Below are 16,883 nucleotides of genomic sequence, written 5' to 3' on the forward strand. Positions count from 1 at the left end.
GGAGCCCGGCGCATGGCTGGCATGACAAAACTGACACCTGAAAAGAAGGCGGCATTCCTTGAGCGGCTATCCGAGACCGCCAATGTGTCTGCAGCTGCCAGACGGGTGAAGATCAGCCGGCAATCCCTCTATGAAGCGAAACGGGTTGATCCGGCTTTTGGTGATGCCTGGCATCAGGCTGTGGATCTTGGCACTGCCGCCCTTGAGGACGAAGCGGTACGCCGTGCCAAGGATGGCACTTTGAAGCCGGTGTTTTATCAAGGGGTGAAGGTCGGCACGGTGCGCGAGTACAGCGACACCCTGCTGATTTTCCTGCTGAAGGCCCGCGACCCGGACAAGTACGCCGATCGGGTCAGGAAAGAGCTCACGGGCCCGGGCGGTGGTCCGCTGCAGCATGCGGATGTATCCCTTGAGGAATACCGTACTGCCAGAAGCCAGATCCTGGATGAGTTCTGACGCCGCCCGCCAGCTGGCCATCCGGCTGGAGGCGCAGGAAGACCTGTATTTTTTCAGCCGCTACCTGTTCCAGCGCCGCAAGGGCTACCGCTGGCAGCACAACTGGCACCACCGTGCGGTATGCGATGCGCTGATGCAGGTGTTTCGCGGCGAGTGCCGGCGGCTGATCATCAACATCCCGCCGCGCTACAGCAAGACCGAGCTGGCGGTGGTGAACTTTGTTGCCTGGGCAATGGGCAAGGCGCCGGATAGCGAGTTCATCCATGTGAGCTATGCCACACCGCTGGCGCGTAACAACAGCGTGAACGCCCGTACGCTGATGCAGCACGAAGCCTACGCCGGCGTGTTCCCGGGCGTGGCGCTGAACAGCGATGCCGGCGCGCACTGGTCTACCACCCACGGCGGCGTGATGTACGCCACCGGCGCGGGCGGCACCATTACCGGCTTTGGCGCGGGCAAGCTGCGCGAGGGGTTTGGCGGCTGCATCATCGTGGATGACCCGCACAAGGCGGACGAGGCGCGCTCGGACACCATTCGCGCGGGGGTGATCGACTGGTTCCAGAACACGCTGGAAAGCCGCTGCAACAGCCCGCATACGCCCATCATCGTGATCATGCAGCGCCTGCACGAGCGCGACCTGGCGGGCTGGCTGGCCGAGGGCGGCAACGGCGAAAACTGGACGGTACTGAAGCTGGCCGCGCTACAGCCGGATGGCAGCGCGCTATGGCCCGCCAAACACAGCGCCGAGCGGCTGGCCACCCTACGCCAGGCCAACGCCTACGTGTTTGCCGGCCAGTACCAGCAGGTGCCATCGCCTGGCGAGGGCAATACCTTTCGCCCCGATGCCATACCGGTGGTGGACGCGGTACCGGCCGGCACACGCTGGGTACGCGGCTGGGATCTGGCCGCCAGCGTGCCCAAGCCCGGCTACGCGCCCGACTGGACCGTGGGCGCGCGGCTGGGTATCACGCCGGACAACCGCTTCATCATTGGCGACATCGTGCGCATGCAGGGCGCACCGCACGAGGTAGAGGCCACGCTGAAACACACGGCCAACCGCGACGGCAACGAGGTGCGCATCAGCATCCCGCAGGACCCGGGCCAGGCCGGCAAAAGCCAGGTGGCGGCCTTCACCCGGCTGCTGGCTGGCAAGGCGGTGAGCTCGTCGGTGGAAACCGGCGACAAGGTGACACGCGCCGAGCCGTTTGCCGCGCAGGTGAACGTGGGCAACGTGATGATGCTGCGCGCACCGTGGAACGATGCGCTGGTAAGCGAGCTGCGCGTGTTTCCCAACGGTAGCAACGATGACCAGGTAGACGCGCTGTCGCGTGCCTTCCATGAACTGTTCGGCGGCAATACCGGCCTGCTGGACTACCTGCAGCAAGTGGCCGCCGACACCGAGACGCGGGCGGCCGGAGACGCAGCGCAACAGGAAACCAACGCATGGCTGAACCACTCAAGACCCCGATAGAGCCGGGCCTGGTCGCCCGCGTTGCCGCCGGGGTACGTTACGCCGTCACCGGCAAGGTGCCGGACTGGTTCGGCCCGCAGGACCCGCTGCCCGCCGTGGCACCGCCCGAGGTGGCCGGCCGCCAGCTGGACTACCCCACCGGCTACAACCTGCACAGCCGGCCGCGCCAGGAAGAAGCCATCAGCTTTGCCCAGATGCGGGCGCTGGCAGACAGCTACGACCTGATGCGGCTGGTGATCGAAAGCCGCAAGGACCAGCTGGCCAAGCTGAAATGGACGATCAAGCCGCGCGAAAGCGCCAATGCACCGGCCACGCCAGCCAGCGCGCCGGATGCCCGCTGCCAGGCGTTGATCGCTTTTTTCCAGTCACCGGACAAAGAGCACGACTGGCACACCTGGCTGCGCATGCTGCTGGAAGACCTGTTGGTGATCGACGCGGCCACGCTGTACCCGCGCCAGACGCGTGGCGGCGAGCTGTACGCGCTGGAGCCGATGGACGGTGCCACCATCAAGCGGGTGCTGGACCAGTACGGCCGTACCCCGCTACCACCGCAACCGGCCTATCAGCAGATATTGAAGGGCCTGCCCGCAGTGGACTACACGCGCGAGCAGCTGCTTTACCTGCCGCGCAACCCGCGCACGCACAAGGTGTACGGCTACAGCCCGGTGGAGCAGGTGATCGTCAGCGTCAACATCGCGCTACGGCGCCAGGCGCACCAGCTGTCGTTCTATACCGAGGGCAGCACGCCGGACCTGATATTCCAGGTACCGGAAACCTGGCAGGCCGAGCAGATCCGCCAGTTCGAGGACTGGTGGAACAGCGTGCTGAGTGGCGACAGCGCCGAGCGGCGCAAGACGCGCTTTGTGCCCAAGGGCGTGGAGCCATTCAATACCAAGGCCGCCGCGCTGAAAGACGAGATGGACGAATGGCTGGCACGCATTGTCTGCTACGCGTTTTCGGTGAGCCCGCAACCGTTCGTCAAGGAGATGAACCGTGCCACGGCACAAACCGGGCAGGAAGCCGCGCTGGCCGAAGGCCTGGCCCCGCTGCAGCAATGGGTGAAAGCACTGCTGGACCAGATCCTGGCGCTGCACTGCGGCCAACCCGGGCTGGAATTCGTATGGCAGGAAGAAGAGGCCATCAAACCGCTGGAGCAGGCGCAGATCGACAAGAACTATGTCGAGGCCAAGGTGCTGCACCCCGACGAGATACGTAACCGCCGCTTTGGCCTGCCGCCAATGACCGCCGAGCAGAAAGCCGACCTGCAGCCGCCGCCGGCACAGCCAGACGGTGAGAAACCCGACGCCAAGGACAAGGACGGCAAGCCGGTACCGCCCAAGCGCGGCAGCGCCCCGCCGGGCGAGGCAGCAAACAAACGGGCCGACCCGCTAAAAAAGCCCCTGCGCCCGATACCCCGCGAACGGGCGGCGGTCATTCGGGCGCGCACGGCACTGAGCCGGATTATTGAACACTGCCACCGCCAGCTGGCAAACCGCCTGGCCGCCGCCGCGCGCGGCGATGAGCTGGGCAAGGAAGAAGGCGGGCCTGCACGGCATAGCCAGCGCTTTGAGGACATCATCAGCGACGCCTACCGCACCCTGCTGGGCAAGCGGGTACGCAAGCAGCTGCAAGCGCTGGCGCGTGATGGCGTGGTGGCAGGCTTTGGCCAGCTACAGCTGGATACCGACGCCCTGCCCGACAGCGTGCTGACCCAGGCCAGCAACGAGGCCATCGCCTACGCCGCGCAACGCGCCGCCGAGCTGGTGGGCATGCGCGAGGTCGCCGGGCAGTGGGTAGACAACCCCGACGCGCGCTGGCGCATCGACAGCACCACACGGCGCGCCGTCAACGCACTGGTGATACAGGCCACGCAGGAAGGCTGGAGCAGCGACACGCTGGCCGAGGCGCTACAGGCGGCGCCGGCACTCGGCGAGGCCCGCGCCGCGATGATCGCCCGCACCGAATGCGCCTTTGCCGACGCCGAGGGCAACCTGGCTGCCTACCGCGCCAGCGGGCTGGTCAGCCGGCTGCAATGGCAAACCGCCAGTGGCTGCTGCCCCGACTGCGCCGCTATGGACGGCGAGCAGATTGCCCTGGACCAGACCTTCGCCCATGGCCGCGGTACCGCACCGGCGCACCCCAACTGCCGCTGTGACGTACTGCCTCTGCTGCTAGACGAAGTAGAACTGCTGGCCAAGGGCTACAACCCGCGCCAGCCGCGTGATGCCCGCGGGCGGTTTGCCAGCACGGGGCCATTCATTGCAGGGCCTGCGCCCGTTTCGCTGATCAATGCCACGCTAGGTAAAAACCTGACGCCCGGCAAAGTACGTTTCAGCGCGAAAATGCACGAGAAGTTGCAGTCCAAACATGCAGACGACTATCAAGCGGTGATGAAACACATGGCGGCATGCATCAACCGGCCGGATTACATCGGCGAGCACCCTAAGCACCCGGGAAAGATCATGCTGGTAAAAAAGGTAGGCGGACTGAGTAACGGAAAACCCGCAATCATCATCGCTATCGTCGGCGGAAAAGATACTCACGGTGATTACCCTGGTGCATCGGCATATGGATTGAAACAGAGCCAGCTGGATGGACACCTGTTAAATGGCACGCTCAGAAAAACCAAAAGCCCGCAATAAGCGGGCTTTGGTATTGAATCTGTGACAGATGCCATCCTGTATCTCTTGGGGAATCCTGACGGACCCTTAGTTACCAGCCTGGTGACTGGCGCGGTGGTAGGCTGTTCCACCCTCAGCAAATTCACTTGCATTATTGACCACCGTGCAGGCGATTGCAAGTCGTCCGTCATCCCCGTATCGGACGAAAGAAAAACCAAAGGCCGACAGATAGTCGGCCTTGGGGCGCTGTTCACGGCGGAGCTCAGCTTCCGCTTCACCTGGTCGGCTTTCGCCTAGCAGCCACTCGGAGATTTGGAGAGGGTCTCATGTTCAGCCATTGCATTATGGCGCAGCCCTGCCCGTACCGCAAGCCGCCCTTTGGCGGCTTTTTCCTTTGGAGTCAATAACATGAAGCACAAAATCCGCTACGGCGAGATCAGCAAGATCGAGGCGCAGGAGGACGGCACGCTGCTGGTATGGGGTGTGGCCTCCAGCGAAAGCGAAGACAGCGACGGCGAAACCATTACCGCTACCGCGATGAAAGCCGCCCTGCCCGACTACATGCGCTTTGGCGCGGTACGCGAGATGCACCAGCCCAAGGCCGCCGGTACCGCGCTGGCCATAGAGGTGGGCGACGACGGTGTCACCAATATCTGCGCCCATATCGTGGACAGCGAGGCCATCCGCAAGGTGAACGCGGGGGTGTACAAGGGTTTCAGCATTGGCGGGCGCGTTACCGCGCGCGACGAGCTGAAAAAAACCACCATCACCGGCCTGCGCCTGACCGAAATCAGCCTGGTAGACCGCCCGGCCAACCCTGACGCGGTGATTACCTGCTACAAGGCCGACGGCATCGAGCCCGCGGACGACAAGGAAACGACTAGCACCGCTGCGGACGAGGCGCAAAAAGCCGGCCGCCGCAACAACGCACGCGACCAGGCCACGCTGAACCAGATCTTTACCCTGTTGAAGTCGCTGGGTGCTGCCGGGGACGACGAACCGGACACTGCAGACAAGCTGGCCACCCCCGCCCCCGCACCGCTGGCCAAGCTGGCCGCCGAGCTGGACCTGGCCAAAAGCAGCCTGCGCCAGATGCAGGATGAACGCGACGACCTGAAACAGCAGCTGGCCAAGCTGGCCGCCGAGCCCGCCCCGTCCCCCGCCGTGCTGAAAGCCATCGCCAAGGGCGACGACCTGGGCGAGGCCGCCCCTGCGGTCAGCCCGGTGCAAAACGGCGACGGCAGCGTGAACGATGCCGCCAGCCTGATCAAGATGATTCACGCCGGCAAAGCCGCATGAGCGGCCCCGCCACCCCACCCCGACACACCCGCCGCCGGCGGGTTTTTTCATGCACCGGAGCCTAGCGCCATGACTGCACAAACCACGCAAGACACCCTGGACCTGATGAAGACCGCGCAGATGAAAACCCTGCCGGACGACATCCTGAAAGCCTTCATCCAGCCCGGCAGCCCCACCACCGGCCTGCAGGCCTATGACCTGGAAGCGCCATCCAAGAAGCTGTACCCGATCATGACCCCGCTGCGTAACAGCATCCCGCGCGTTGGCGGCGGCTTCGCCACCCAGTCCAACTGGAAAGTGATCAACGGCATCAATATCGGCAACCAGCGCGCTGGCGTGTCCGAAGGGCGCCGTGGCGGGGTTATCCAGCACCAGACCGCAGACTACTTTGCCGCCTACCGCGGCTACGGCCTGGAAAACAACGTCACCTTCGAGGCCAACTATGCCAGCAAGAACTACGAAGACGTCAAAGCACTGGCGGTAAGCCAGACGCTGGAAGCCACCATGGTGGAAGAAGAACGCCTGATCCTGGGCGGCAATACCTCGCTGCCGCTGGGCGTGACGCCAACCCCCACTGCGGTGGCCTACTACGGCCAGGGCGAATTGGCCCAGGGCACCTGGTCGGTGATCTGCGTAGCCCTGGGCCTGCAGGCCTGGCTGGACGTATCCGGCCCCAATAACGGTGCCATCGGGCAAGCATTCGACCCGGCCACCAGCCGCGTACCCGGTCTGGTTCAACGCCAGAACGCTGACGGCACCGTCGAAACCTTTGGCGGGGGTTCGGCCCAGCCATCACAAGCCGCAACGGTCCTGTACCAGGGCCCGCCGCAAGGCATGATGAGTGTCAGCGTGACCCCGGTACCGGGCGCCGTAGGTTACGCCTGGTATCTGGGCAGCCCCGGACAGGAACGTCTGGCCGAGCTATCTACCGTCAACTGCACCTTCTTGAAAGCAGCCCCGCCCACTGGCGCACAAGCCGCCAGCGAACTGGGCGGCGGCGATCACTCTACCAGCACGCTGGATTTTGACGGCCTGCTGGTACAGGCCTTCAAGCCCGGCTCCGGTAGCTATATCAAGATCATGCCGAGTGGACAGTGGATGAACGGTACCCCACTCAGCAGCGACGGTGCCGGCGGCATTACGGAGTTCGAAGAAGCTTTCAGCTGGTTTTACAGCCGCTACCGCCTGAGCCCCTCCACCCTGTACGTCAGCACGCAGGAGCTGCTGAACATCAGCAAGAAGATCATCGCCAACGGCGGCGCCCCCCTGCTGCGCCTGACCACCGATGCGGCCAACCCCGCCACGCTGTCTGCCGGCATGGTGGTGGGCGACTACCTGAACAAGATCACCGGCCAGCGCGTGAACCTGCGCGTGCACCCCAATATGCCCGCCGGCACGGTGTTTTTCTTTACCGAGCGCCTGCCCTACCCGCTGGCCAACGTGGGCAACATCGTGCAGATGCGCATGCGCCAGGACTACTACCAGATCGAATGGCCCCTTCGTAGCCGCCGTTATGAATACGGCGTGTACGCCGATGGCGTGCTGCAGCACTACGCCCCGTTCAGCATGGGCGTCATCACCAATATCGGTAACGGCTAATCCCCCAACGGCCCACAAACGGGCCATCTTGCTTTGGAGCACATCATGGCAACTTTCCAGACCCCAGAAGGCACCGTTTCCGTCAGCGTTGGCGGCGAGCAATACAACGTGGACGAGAACGGCCAGATCACGGTACCCGATGGCCAGGCGGCGCTGCTGCTGCCGCACGGCTTTACTCCCGTCCAGACAGCACGGCCAGCAGCCGAAGCCGAGACAGCGCCAGCAACCGCCAAGGCCCCACGCAAGGCCGAGGCTGGCAAAGCGCCGGAGTAAGCATGCTGACCACGCTAGGCAACGTGAAGCAGTGGCTGAATCTGACCACCCCGGACGACGACGCGCTGCTGACCCGCCTGATCGAGGCGGCTAGTGCCTTTGTCGAAGGCTGGGTTGGCCGCACGCTACGACTGCAGACGTACAGCGAAGAGCGCACGGGTAGCGGCCAGCACCGGCTGCTACTGGCGCACTACCCGCCATGCGAGCTGTACGCGGTAACGGTGGCCGGGCAGCACCTGCCACCGGGCGAGGTGTTCACCCAAGGGCGCTGGCTGAACCGGCGCAGCGGCGTTTTTGCACGCGGCTGCCCGGTGCAGCTGCGCTACAGCGCCGGCTACGCCAGCATCCCGCCCGATATCGAGCAGGCCGTCATCGACCTGGTGGCGCTGCGCTACCGTGAACGCGACCGCATCGGCCACCAGTCCAAAAGCCTGGCCGGCGAAACGGTGACTTTTTTCATCGGCGAACTCAGCCCGGCCGCCCGCGCCGTGCTGATCCGCTACCGAGACGTGGTACCGCTATGATCCATGCCCGCATCGAAGACGAAGCAGCCCGGCGCTACCTGGCCAGCATCCACCCGCAGGTACAGCAACGCTTGGCCAGCAGCATCGGCCGTCTGACCCTGCAACTGCTGCGCGAGGTGAAGGCCGGCAAACTCAGCGGTCAGGTGCTGCAGGTCCGCACCGGCCGGCTGCGTCGCAGCATCAACCAGCGCCTTGAACAGCGTGACCCGCTGCAGATTGCCGGCTATGTCGGTACCAATGTGGCCTACGGCCGCCGCCACGAGCTGGGCTTTAACGGCAGTGAAAGCGTACGCCAGCACCTGCGTACCATCACGCAGGCCTGGGGCCGGGCGCTACGCTCGCCGCGCAGCATCACCGTGCGCGAACACAGCCGCCACATCAGTGTGCCGCCCCGCTCTTTCCTGCGTAGCGCCCTGCAGGACATGGCACCGGCGATCCGCCAGACACTGCAGGCTGCTGTGGCACAAGGCCTGCGGCGATGAAGCGCGAAGCCCTGTACAGCGCGCTGTTTGCCTTGCTGGAACAAGTACCCGGCGTGGTAACGCGCAGCCGGCGCCTGCGCCACTGGTCCGACGTGGGGCCCAGCGAGCAGCCCGCGCTGTTTCTGGCCCAGGGGCGGCAAAACGCCACCCCCGGCGACCCGGCACGCGGCGTGCCCACCAAATGGCTACTGCATGCCGACGTGTACCTGTACGTGCGTACCGGCAGCCATGGCGTGCCCGGTAGCCAGCTCAACCCGCTGCTGGATGCCATCGAGGCAGCACTGGCCCCCGCCGGCCCGCTGCAGCGCACCCAGACCCTGGGCGGCCTGGCCGAACACTGCTGGATAGAAGGCGATATCGACACCGACGAAGGCACGCTGGGCGACCAGGCCGTGGCCATCGTCCCCATCCGCATCCTGGCCACCTGACTTCCCCATGCGGCCAACCCTTACAGCCCGGCACACGCCGGGCTTTTCTTTCAGGAGAACACCATGGCGCAATACGGCTTTGGCTCGGGCATGCTCTGGGCCACCCCGCAAACCGACGCACTGGGCAACGCCCTCGCCAACCCTACCCCCATCATGATCGGGGTGATGCAGGAAGGCAGCATCGACATCAACTTTGAAAACAAGACCCTGCACGGCCAGAACCAGTTTCCGGTGGCAGTGGGGCGCGGCAAGGGCAAGATCGGCGGCAAGTGCAAATTTGCCCAGCTGTTCGGCGCCCTGTTCAACAGCGTGCTGTTTGGCCAGACGCTCACCAGCGGCCTGGTGGCCGTGGCCTACGACACCAGCGGGCGTACCGTACCGGCCAGCCCCTACCAGCTCACCGTCACCCCGCCGGGTAGCGGCAGTTTCAGCCGCGACATGGGTGTCATCAGCGACAAGGGGCTACCACTGGCGCGTGTGGCCAATGCACCGGCCAGCGGCCAGTACAGCGTGACCCCTGCCGGCCTGTACACCTTTGCCGCCGCCGATACCGGCCGTACCGTCTTCATCAATTACGAGTACACCGTGGCCGGCGCCAGCGCCGGTGGCGCGACCCAGTCCACCGTAATGAACCTGCCCATGGGCTCTGCCCCCACCTTCACCGCCGACCTGTTCCTGCCCTACCAGGGCAAGAGCATGAAAATCACCCTGTACAGCTGCATCGCCGGCAAGCTGGCCCTGTCCACCAAACAGGACGATTTTCTGGTACCGGACTTCGACTTTGACGCCTTCGCCGACCCCGTGGGCCGCGTGATGAACTACAGCCTGAGCGAGTAAACCATGGCCGACACCGTGAAAGTGAAAGGCATCACCCTGCACCTGGGTGGCCGCAACTGGGTGATACCGCCGCTGAACCTGGCCGCGCTGGAGCAGCTGCAAGACCAGCTGGCGCAGTTCAGTGGCGGTATCGATGCGGCCAGCGTGGCAGCCGTGCTGGACGCCACCACCGCCGCGCTGAGCCGCAATTACCCGAACATCACCCGCGAGCAGGTCGCCGAGATGGTAGACCTGGCCAATATGGCCGAAGTGATGGAAGCCGTGATGGACGTGTCCGGCCTGAAGCGCCAGGCGCAGGAGGCCGACACGCCGGGGGAAGCCTGAACTGGGGTGAGCTGTACGCTCACCTCATCGCCTGTACCGGCTGGCACTGGGACGACGTTGGCCAACAGCTGGACCTGCCAAGGCTGGCCGCCATGAACGCCTACTGGCAGGACAACCCGCCGCTGCACCTGCTGGTGAAAGGCTTTGTCGGCTACAAAGGCAGCGGGCGCAGCGAAAGCGATACAACGAAACCGGAGGAGGATTTATTGCAAGCGCTGTCGGCGTTCTCTTGAGCCCTGCATGATGGCTACGATCACCCTGTTATCCCACAGGAATACGCCATGAAACGGTTACTCGCCTTGATATCGCTTTGCGCTGCCCTGCTCGGCTGTGCCGGTACGCCCTTCAGCTGGGAAAGTGCCCGCCAGGTAAAGCTGGGCATGACGACCAAGCAGGTCGTGGAGATCATGGGGCAACCCACCACCGCCAGCTGGCGCGATAACAACACACAGGTCTATGTCTGGGTGGATAGCAATGCCTTTACCGGCATGAAGACATTCAGCGTGCACTTTACCGACCGCAAGGCCACCTCGGTACCACCGATACCGGACGGCTACTGACCGCCCACGGTTCACATCATCCAACCCGCCCCAGAGGCGGGTTTTTTCATTCTGGAGGCCGTATGCAAGAACCCGAAAAAGGCGTGCTGTACCTGCTGATCATTGGCGCCGCACTGGGTATCGGCAAGCTGCTGGTGGGCCCGGAGCGGCTCACCATGCGCCTTATCCTTGGCCGCGCCATCCTGGGCAGTGGCGCCAGCATGGTGGCAGGCGTGGCACTGCTGCAGTTCCCTGCCATGCCGCTGCCGGTGCTGGTGGGTATCGGCTCGGGGCTGGGCATACTCGGCGCGCAGTTCATGGAGCTATGGCTGAAACACCGTATGGAGCACCTGAACCATGATCAATAGCCGCGACCTCAACGACCTGCACCCTGCCGTGGCCGCCCGCTGCCGTGATTTTGTCGCCCGCTGCCGTGCTGCCGGCATTGACGTGCTGATTACCAGCACCTACCGCGACGCTGCCAGCCAGGCGGCGCTGTACGCCCAGGGCCGCACCACCCCCGGCAATATCGTTACCTACGCCCGCGCGGGCGAAAGCTGGCACAACTGGCGCGTAGCCTTCGATTTCGTGCCACTGGTCAACGGCAAGGCACAGTGGCAGGACACCGCGCTGTTTACCCGCTGCGGCGTGCTGGCCGAGGCTGCCGGGCTGGAATGGGCCGGCCGCTGGCGCCGCTTTCGCGAGCTGGCGCACTGCCAGTACACCGGCGGCCTGACGCTGGCCGACTTCCGCGCCGGCAAAACCCTGCCCGGAGGCAAGCCATGAGCCAGAACGATATCGAAGTCCGCATCGGTGCCCGCACCGACGGCCTGCAGGACGGCATGGCGCGGGCTAACCGCGTCATTGCCGAATCCATGAGCCAGCTGCAGCAGCAATTTGCCGGCATCGGCCAGACATTCAGCCGGCTGCAGGGGCTGATCGGCGGGCTGACTCTGGGCGCGCTGGCACAGCAGGCGGTCAGCACCATGTCGGCGTTCGAGCAGCTGCAAATCCGCCTGGATTCGGTCATGGGCAGTGCCGCGCAAGGCCAGGAAGCCTTTGCCTGGATTCAGAAGTTTGCCAAGGACACCCCGTATCAGGTCAGCGAAGTCACCCAGAGCTTCATGCTGCTGAAAAACATGGGGCTGGACCCGATGGACGGCAGCCTGCAGGCCATTGCCGACCAGGCCGCCAAGACCGGCGGCGGCTTCGAAACGCTGCAACGCATTTCGCTGGCGCTGGGTCAGGCCTGGACCAAGGGCAAGCTGCAAGGCGAGGAAGCCATGCAGCTGCTGGAGGCCGGCGTACCGGTATGGGACATGCTGGCCAAGGTCACCGGCAAGACCACCGCCGAGATCCAGGCGCTGTCCGAAAAAGGCGCGCTAGGCCGCGACGTGATCAAAGCGCTGATCGACGAGATCGGCCGCAGCGCAGATGGCGCCGCCGTGGCGCAGATGCAGAGTTTGTCCGGCATGTGGTCCAACTTTGTCGACAATATGGAAGGCGCACTAAACCGCCTGCGCCAGGACGGCGCACTGGAACCGCTAAAACAGATGCTGGGCGAACTGAATGCCGCGTTTGAGCGGCTGGACAGCAACGGCACGCTGGCGCAATGGTCCGCCGACATTGCCAGCAGCCTGAAAGCCGTTGGTGATGGGCTGATGAGTACCGCCGAGTTCGTCAGCGAGTACGGCGAACAGCTGCGTTTTCTCGCCGAAGCCTATCTGACGGTAAAAGCGGCGCAAGCGGGTAGCCAGATCGTCGGGCAGCTCACCGAGGAAATGCAGAAGCGCGTCGCCGCCATGTCCGCCGCCAAGGAGAAAGCCGCAGCGGACCTCGCGGCAGCCAATGCCGCTAGCGTGGCCGCACGGCAAACGCAGCTGCTGGCAGAGAGCGAGCACGTGGCCGCGCAGACCTCACTGCGCCGCGCCGCCGCACAAGTCGAATCATGGCAGGCAGCGCTACGTCAGGCTCAGGCCGAAACCGACCTGGCTACCCGTACCCGCCTGACCGCCCAGGCGCAAACCGAACTGACCGCCGCACTGGATGCCCGCCAGGCCGCCACCGCCCGTGCGGCCGTGGCCACTGCGGCGTTGAATACTGCCACCGTCAACGCAGCGGCCAGTACCGCCGCAGCGGCAACCGCACAAATCGCTTTCGAGCGTGCTACCACACTGGCAGGGTTGGCCGCACGCGGGTTTGCCGCCGTGATGGCGGCATTGGGCGGGCCGCTGGGCATTGCCATCATCGGCCTGATTGCACTGGTAACGCATTGGGATGCTGTCGCCTCCGCGGCGGGTAATGCGGCGGCCAAATCGCGCCAGGCGGCGGCAGACATCAAGCAATCGCTCAATGATATCGACGTGTCGCGCATGCGACAGGGCCTGCGTGAGGCCACCGACGAATACAACCGGCTGAAACTCAAGGAGCAAACAACCGGCGGAAACCTAACGCGTAACCAGCACGGACTGACTCAGGCCGTGGACAATGCCCGAGGGCGCATGCTGCAGTACCAAAAGGGGCTGGACGATGTAAAAGCGGCACAGGCCGCCACCGCCCCAGGCGCCAGCTACAGCAACGAGGGTGGCCAGCGTAGCGCCGTGCCAAAAAGTGCCCTGCCGTCAGCGCCCAAACTCACCCTGTCCGGTGGTAAAGCTACCGGCCGCCGCGGTGGCCGCCAGGGCAGTGCCGAGACTTCGCGCTTTGGCAACTGGCAAACCCAGCTGGACAAGCAACGGCTGGACGCGGAAAGCAGCGGTGGCCAGCTGTCGCAGCAGCAGGAAGCCGAGTTCTGGGCGCAAAAACTGGCCATCGCCAAACCGCGCAGCCAGGAATACGAGCAGGTACTGCGCCAGCACCAGCGCGTGAAACTGGCCATCGCGCGAGACGGGGCCAAAAACGCACACGAGCTGGCGCTGGCCGAGATCGACATCCAGACCCGCGCCAATCACGATGCGCTGGCCGCAGACGAGGCCGCCTTGCAGCGCGAGGCAGCGCTAAACGGCCTGTCGCACAGCCAGCAGGAGGCCGCGCTGATCGGCTTTGAACAACGGCGCCTGGCCATCCAGAAAGCCGCCATCGAGGCCCGTATCGCCGAGATGGAACGCGACCCCGATCACAATATCGCCGAGAAACGCCGGCTGGATGCCAGCCTGGAGGAAGCCGAACGCGAACACCAGGCACGGCTGGCCGCGATACGCGGGCAAAGCGGCGCCGAACAGGCGGCACCCGGCCAGCAGCGCTGGGAAGGCATCGAGGGCGACACCGGTCAGCTGTACCAGCAAGGGCTGGAGCGCATGCTGCAAGGCACCCTGTCATTCAAGCAAGCGGTACAGCAGGTATGGGCTGAGATCGGCCGCATTATGCTGCAGCATCTGGTGCTGCGCCCTGCCGCCGAGCTGGCGGCGAAGTACACCCGCGAGGTAGCACAGGAAGGCGTGCACCAGGCAGCGATGTTTGCCATCAAACAAGGGTGGCTAGGGCGTGAACTGGCACAAAAGCTGGGGCTACTCAAGAAGGAAGCCACGGAAGCCACGGCAACAGAATTAGCCAAAACAGGTGCCGTGGTCGCCGGGGAAACTGCCCGATCAGGCGCCGTTGCCACGGCCTCCGGTGCAACCAAGACTATCAAGGGTGCCGAAGCCACCGTCGTTGTCGGTGCCAACGCTGCAGAAGCCGCCTCCGGTGCCGCCGCCTCGGTCGCCGCCATCCCTTACGTGGGCTGGGCCATGGCGGCCGGTGTCTTTGCCGCCACCATGGCCATGGTGATGGGCGCCAAGTCCAGTATCAAATCCGCCTCCGGCGGCTACAGCATCCCGCGCGGACTTAACCCGATCACCCAGCTGCACGAAGAAGAAATGGTGCTGCCGCGCCCCTACGCCAACGCCATCCGCGACATGGCCGCCGGCCGCAGCGGCGAGGCCGGCACCGCTAGCAACGGCAACGCGGGTGACAGCTACGCCGTGCATTACAACGACAACAGCGGCCGCCTGTCGCGCGAGCAGATCCGTGACAACGCACGCACCATTGCCGAAGAGCTAAGCCGGCTGCACCGCCACAACTGGAAACCGGCATGAGCAACGCCATCCTGCCCATGTTCCCCGGCCTGGCCTGGGGCGTCAGCAAGGCACCACAGTTCACCACGCGGGTGCAGGTGGCCGCCAGCGGGCGCGAGCTGCGCGCCAATTTCAGCGCTTACCCCAAGTACACCTTCAAGCTGGCCTACGAGGTACTGCGCCGCCAGGAGTACGAGCAGTTGCTGGGTTTTTTCCTGGCACGGCGCGGCAGCTGGGACAGCTTCCTGTTTACCGACCCGGACGACAATCGCGCCAGCAACCAGCTGCTGGGCACCGGCGATGGCAACCGCACCCGGTTCCAGCTGCTGCGCACCCTGGGCGGCTTTGTCGAGCCGGTGGAAAACGTGAATGCCATCACCACTGTCACCGCCGGCGGCGTCGTCCAGTACCCCGGCACGCACTACAACCTGAGCCCCACCGGCATATTGCTGTTTCGCAGTGCGCCGCTACTCGGTGCCGAGGTGCGCTGGAGTGGCAGCTTTTACTACCGCTGCCGCTTTACCACGGATGTGACCGAGTACAACAAATTCATGACCGAGCTATGGGACATGAAACGGCTGGAGCTGATCGGCGCCACCGGCAACAAGGTATGAACCATGAAAACTGCCAGCCCTGCACTGCGCGCCCTGCTGGAAACCAGCCGGACGTTTTATATGGCCGACCTGTATACCTTCACGCTCACCAATGGCACCACGCTGCGCTATACCAGCGCAGACGTGTCCTTAACCGTGGACGGCCTGACCTACGTACACGACGGCCCGCTGATCAAACGCGGGCGTACCCGGCTAACGCTGGGGCTGGAGGTGGACACGCTGGATATCACCCTGCTGGCCAACGAGCACCACCTGATTCGCGAGACCCCCTGGCTGCAGGCCGCACGCAGCGGTGCACTGGACGGGGCCAGCGTGCGGCTGGACCGGCTGTTTCTGGACGACTGGGCCGGCAGCAACGGCGGTAGTGTCGCCATGTTCCAGGGCGTGGTAGCCGAGGTAGACACCGGGCGTACAGAGCTGAGCCTGACAGTGAAAAACGCGCTGCTCACGCTACTGGACACCCCGCTGCCGCGCAATGTGTACCAAAGCGGCTGTCTGCATACCGTGTACCAGGGCGGCTGCGGCCTGAACCGGGCAGCATTCAGCAGCGGCGGTACCGTTACCAGCGGCGACCTGCTCACGCTGGCCACCCCGTTATCGCAGCCCGCCGGCTACTTCACCCTGGGCAACATCACCTTTACCAGCGGGCCCAATAACGGGACAAGCCGTGCCGTGCGCGAGCACGCGCTGGGGCAGCTCACGCTGGCCGCCCCGCTGGCGCAGCCCTGCCAGACAGGCGATACCTTCAGCATCAGCCCCGGCTGCGACGGCCAGCGCGAAACCTGCCGCACGCGCTTTGGCAATGAGCCCAACTTTCGCGGTTTCCCGTTCATCCCCACGCCGGAAACGGCCTTGTGATGTGCGACACGCGCACCAGAACGGCAGTTCTCACTCAACAGGCACCCCGGGGTGCTTTTTTCATGGGCAAATGCATGAGCGAGCAAGCACAACGTCAGGCCGTGGTCGCCGAGGCCCGCAGCTGGCTGGGCACCCCGTACCACCATCAGGGCGGTGTCAAAGGGGCCGGCGTGGATTGCGCCTTCCTGCTGATCCGCGTCTATCACGCCATGGGGCTGATACCCGATATCGACCCGCGCCCCTACCCGCCAGACTGGCACCTGCACCGCGGCGAGGAGCGCTACCTGGGCTGGGTGCAGCAGTACGCGCACCCGGTAGACACGCCACAGCCCGGCGACATCGTGCTGTACCAGTTTGGCCGCTGCATCAGCCACGCGGCCATCGTGGTGGACTGGCCGCTGATCCTGCACGCCTATAGCGGCGAGGGCTGCGTGCTGTCCGACGCCTGCAATACACCGCGTCTGGCCGAGCGCCAGTGCGGCTTCTACTCGGTCTGGGGGTAA

At 64.8% G+C, this 16,883-nt stretch carries 19 protein-coding genes; all 19 read left to right on the forward strand.

Annotated features, from left to right (window positions below; all coding sequences use genetic code 11):
- Positions 1-21: 21 nt before the first annotated feature.
- Complete coding sequence (locus tag ACZ9XP_RS16735; protein ID WP_465188835.1) at positions 22-456, forward strand: hypothetical protein; 435 nt, start codon at positions 22-24, stop codon at positions 454-456.
- Positions 446-1,927, forward strand: a complete 1,482-nt coding sequence (gene terL, locus ACZ9XP_RS16740) for a phage terminase large subunit (RefSeq protein ID WP_465188836.1) — start codon at positions 446-448, stop codon at positions 1,925-1,927. The genes ACZ9XP_RS16735 and terL overlap by 11 nt, the downstream gene beginning before the upstream one ends.
- Positions 1,900-4,569 carry a phage portal protein gene (locus ACZ9XP_RS16745; RefSeq protein ID WP_465188837.1) on the forward strand — a complete coding sequence of 890 codons (2,670 nt, stop codon included), beginning with the start codon at positions 1,900-1,902 and terminating at the stop codon, positions 4,567-4,569. The genes terL and ACZ9XP_RS16745 overlap by 28 nt, the downstream gene beginning before the upstream one ends.
- A gap of 387 nt (positions 4,570-4,956) precedes the next feature.
- The gene (locus ACZ9XP_RS16750; RefSeq protein ID WP_465188838.1) at positions 4,957-5,847 is read left to right on the forward strand and encodes an HK97 family phage prohead protease; all 891 of its coding nucleotides are present in this window, start codon (positions 4,957-4,959) and stop codon (positions 5,845-5,847) included.
- Positions 5,848-5,916: 69 nt separating this feature from the next.
- Complete coding sequence (locus tag ACZ9XP_RS16755) at positions 5,917-7,446, forward strand: hypothetical protein (RefSeq protein ID WP_465188839.1); 1,530 nt, start codon at positions 5,917-5,919, stop codon at positions 7,444-7,446.
- Between the two features lie 45 nt (positions 7,447-7,491).
- The gene (locus tag ACZ9XP_RS16760) at positions 7,492-7,719 is read left to right on the forward strand and encodes a hypothetical protein (RefSeq protein WP_147687957.1); all 228 of its coding nucleotides are present in this window, start codon (positions 7,492-7,494) and stop codon (positions 7,717-7,719) included.
- A gap of 2 nt (positions 7,720-7,721) precedes the next feature.
- On the forward strand, positions 7,722-8,243 hold the full coding sequence (locus ACZ9XP_RS16765) for a head-tail connector protein (protein ID WP_147687956.1): 522 nt from the start codon (positions 7,722-7,724) through the stop codon (positions 8,241-8,243).
- Positions 8,240-8,725: an HK97 gp10 family phage protein gene (locus ACZ9XP_RS16770; RefSeq protein WP_465188840.1), complete on the forward strand. Its 486-nt coding sequence runs from the start codon at positions 8,240-8,242 to the stop codon at positions 8,723-8,725. The genes ACZ9XP_RS16765 and ACZ9XP_RS16770 overlap by 4 nt, the downstream gene beginning before the upstream one ends.
- The gene (locus ACZ9XP_RS16775; RefSeq protein WP_147687954.1) at positions 8,722-9,153 is read left to right on the forward strand and encodes a hypothetical protein; all 432 of its coding nucleotides are present in this window, start codon (positions 8,722-8,724) and stop codon (positions 9,151-9,153) included. Before ACZ9XP_RS16770 ends, ACZ9XP_RS16775 begins: the two co-directional genes overlap by 4 nt.
- Positions 9,154-9,216: 63 nt before the next feature.
- Entirely contained in the window at positions 9,217-9,990 is a 774-nt protein-coding gene (locus ACZ9XP_RS16780; RefSeq protein ID WP_147687953.1) for a hypothetical protein, read from the forward strand.
- A gap of 3 nt (positions 9,991-9,993) precedes the next feature.
- Complete coding sequence (locus tag ACZ9XP_RS16785) at positions 9,994-10,314, forward strand: hypothetical protein (RefSeq protein WP_147687952.1); 321 nt, start codon at positions 9,994-9,996, stop codon at positions 10,312-10,314.
- Between the two features lie 92 nt (positions 10,315-10,406).
- Entirely contained in the window at positions 10,407-10,547 is a 141-nt protein-coding gene (locus ACZ9XP_RS16790) for a hypothetical protein (protein ID WP_465188841.1), read from the forward strand.
- 48 nt (positions 10,548-10,595) lie between these two features.
- Positions 10,596-10,874 (forward strand): outer membrane protein assembly factor BamE domain-containing protein, encoded by a 279-nt coding sequence (gene bamE, locus ACZ9XP_RS16795; protein ID WP_147687950.1) that lies wholly within the window; start codon positions 10,596-10,598, stop codon positions 10,872-10,874.
- 62 nt (positions 10,875-10,936) lie between these two features.
- Positions 10,937-11,221: a phage holin family protein gene (locus tag ACZ9XP_RS16800; RefSeq protein WP_147687949.1), complete on the forward strand. Its 285-nt coding sequence runs from the start codon at positions 10,937-10,939 to the stop codon at positions 11,219-11,221.
- Entirely contained in the window at positions 11,211-11,639 is a 429-nt protein-coding gene (locus ACZ9XP_RS16805; protein WP_465188842.1) for a M15 family metallopeptidase, read from the forward strand. The genes ACZ9XP_RS16800 and ACZ9XP_RS16805 overlap by 11 nt, the downstream gene beginning before the upstream one ends.
- The gene (locus ACZ9XP_RS16810) at positions 11,636-14,929 is read left to right on the forward strand and encodes a tape measure protein (protein WP_465188843.1); all 3,294 of its coding nucleotides are present in this window, start codon (positions 11,636-11,638) and stop codon (positions 14,927-14,929) included. Before ACZ9XP_RS16805 ends, ACZ9XP_RS16810 begins: the two co-directional genes overlap by 4 nt.
- Positions 14,926-15,522 carry a DUF2460 domain-containing protein gene (locus ACZ9XP_RS16815; protein WP_465188844.1) on the forward strand — a complete coding sequence of 199 codons (597 nt, stop codon included), beginning with the start codon at positions 14,926-14,928 and terminating at the stop codon, positions 15,520-15,522. Before ACZ9XP_RS16810 ends, ACZ9XP_RS16815 begins: the two co-directional genes overlap by 4 nt.
- Before the next feature lie 3 nt (positions 15,523-15,525).
- Complete coding sequence (locus tag ACZ9XP_RS16820) at positions 15,526-16,380, forward strand: DUF2163 domain-containing protein (protein ID WP_147687945.1); 855 nt, start codon at positions 15,526-15,528, stop codon at positions 16,378-16,380.
- Between the two features lie 74 nt (positions 16,381-16,454).
- Complete coding sequence (locus ACZ9XP_RS16825) at positions 16,455-16,883, forward strand: NlpC/P60 family protein (RefSeq protein ID WP_147687943.1); 429 nt, start codon at positions 16,455-16,457, stop codon at positions 16,881-16,883.

Source organism: Vogesella perlucida, from assembly GCF_979366545.1.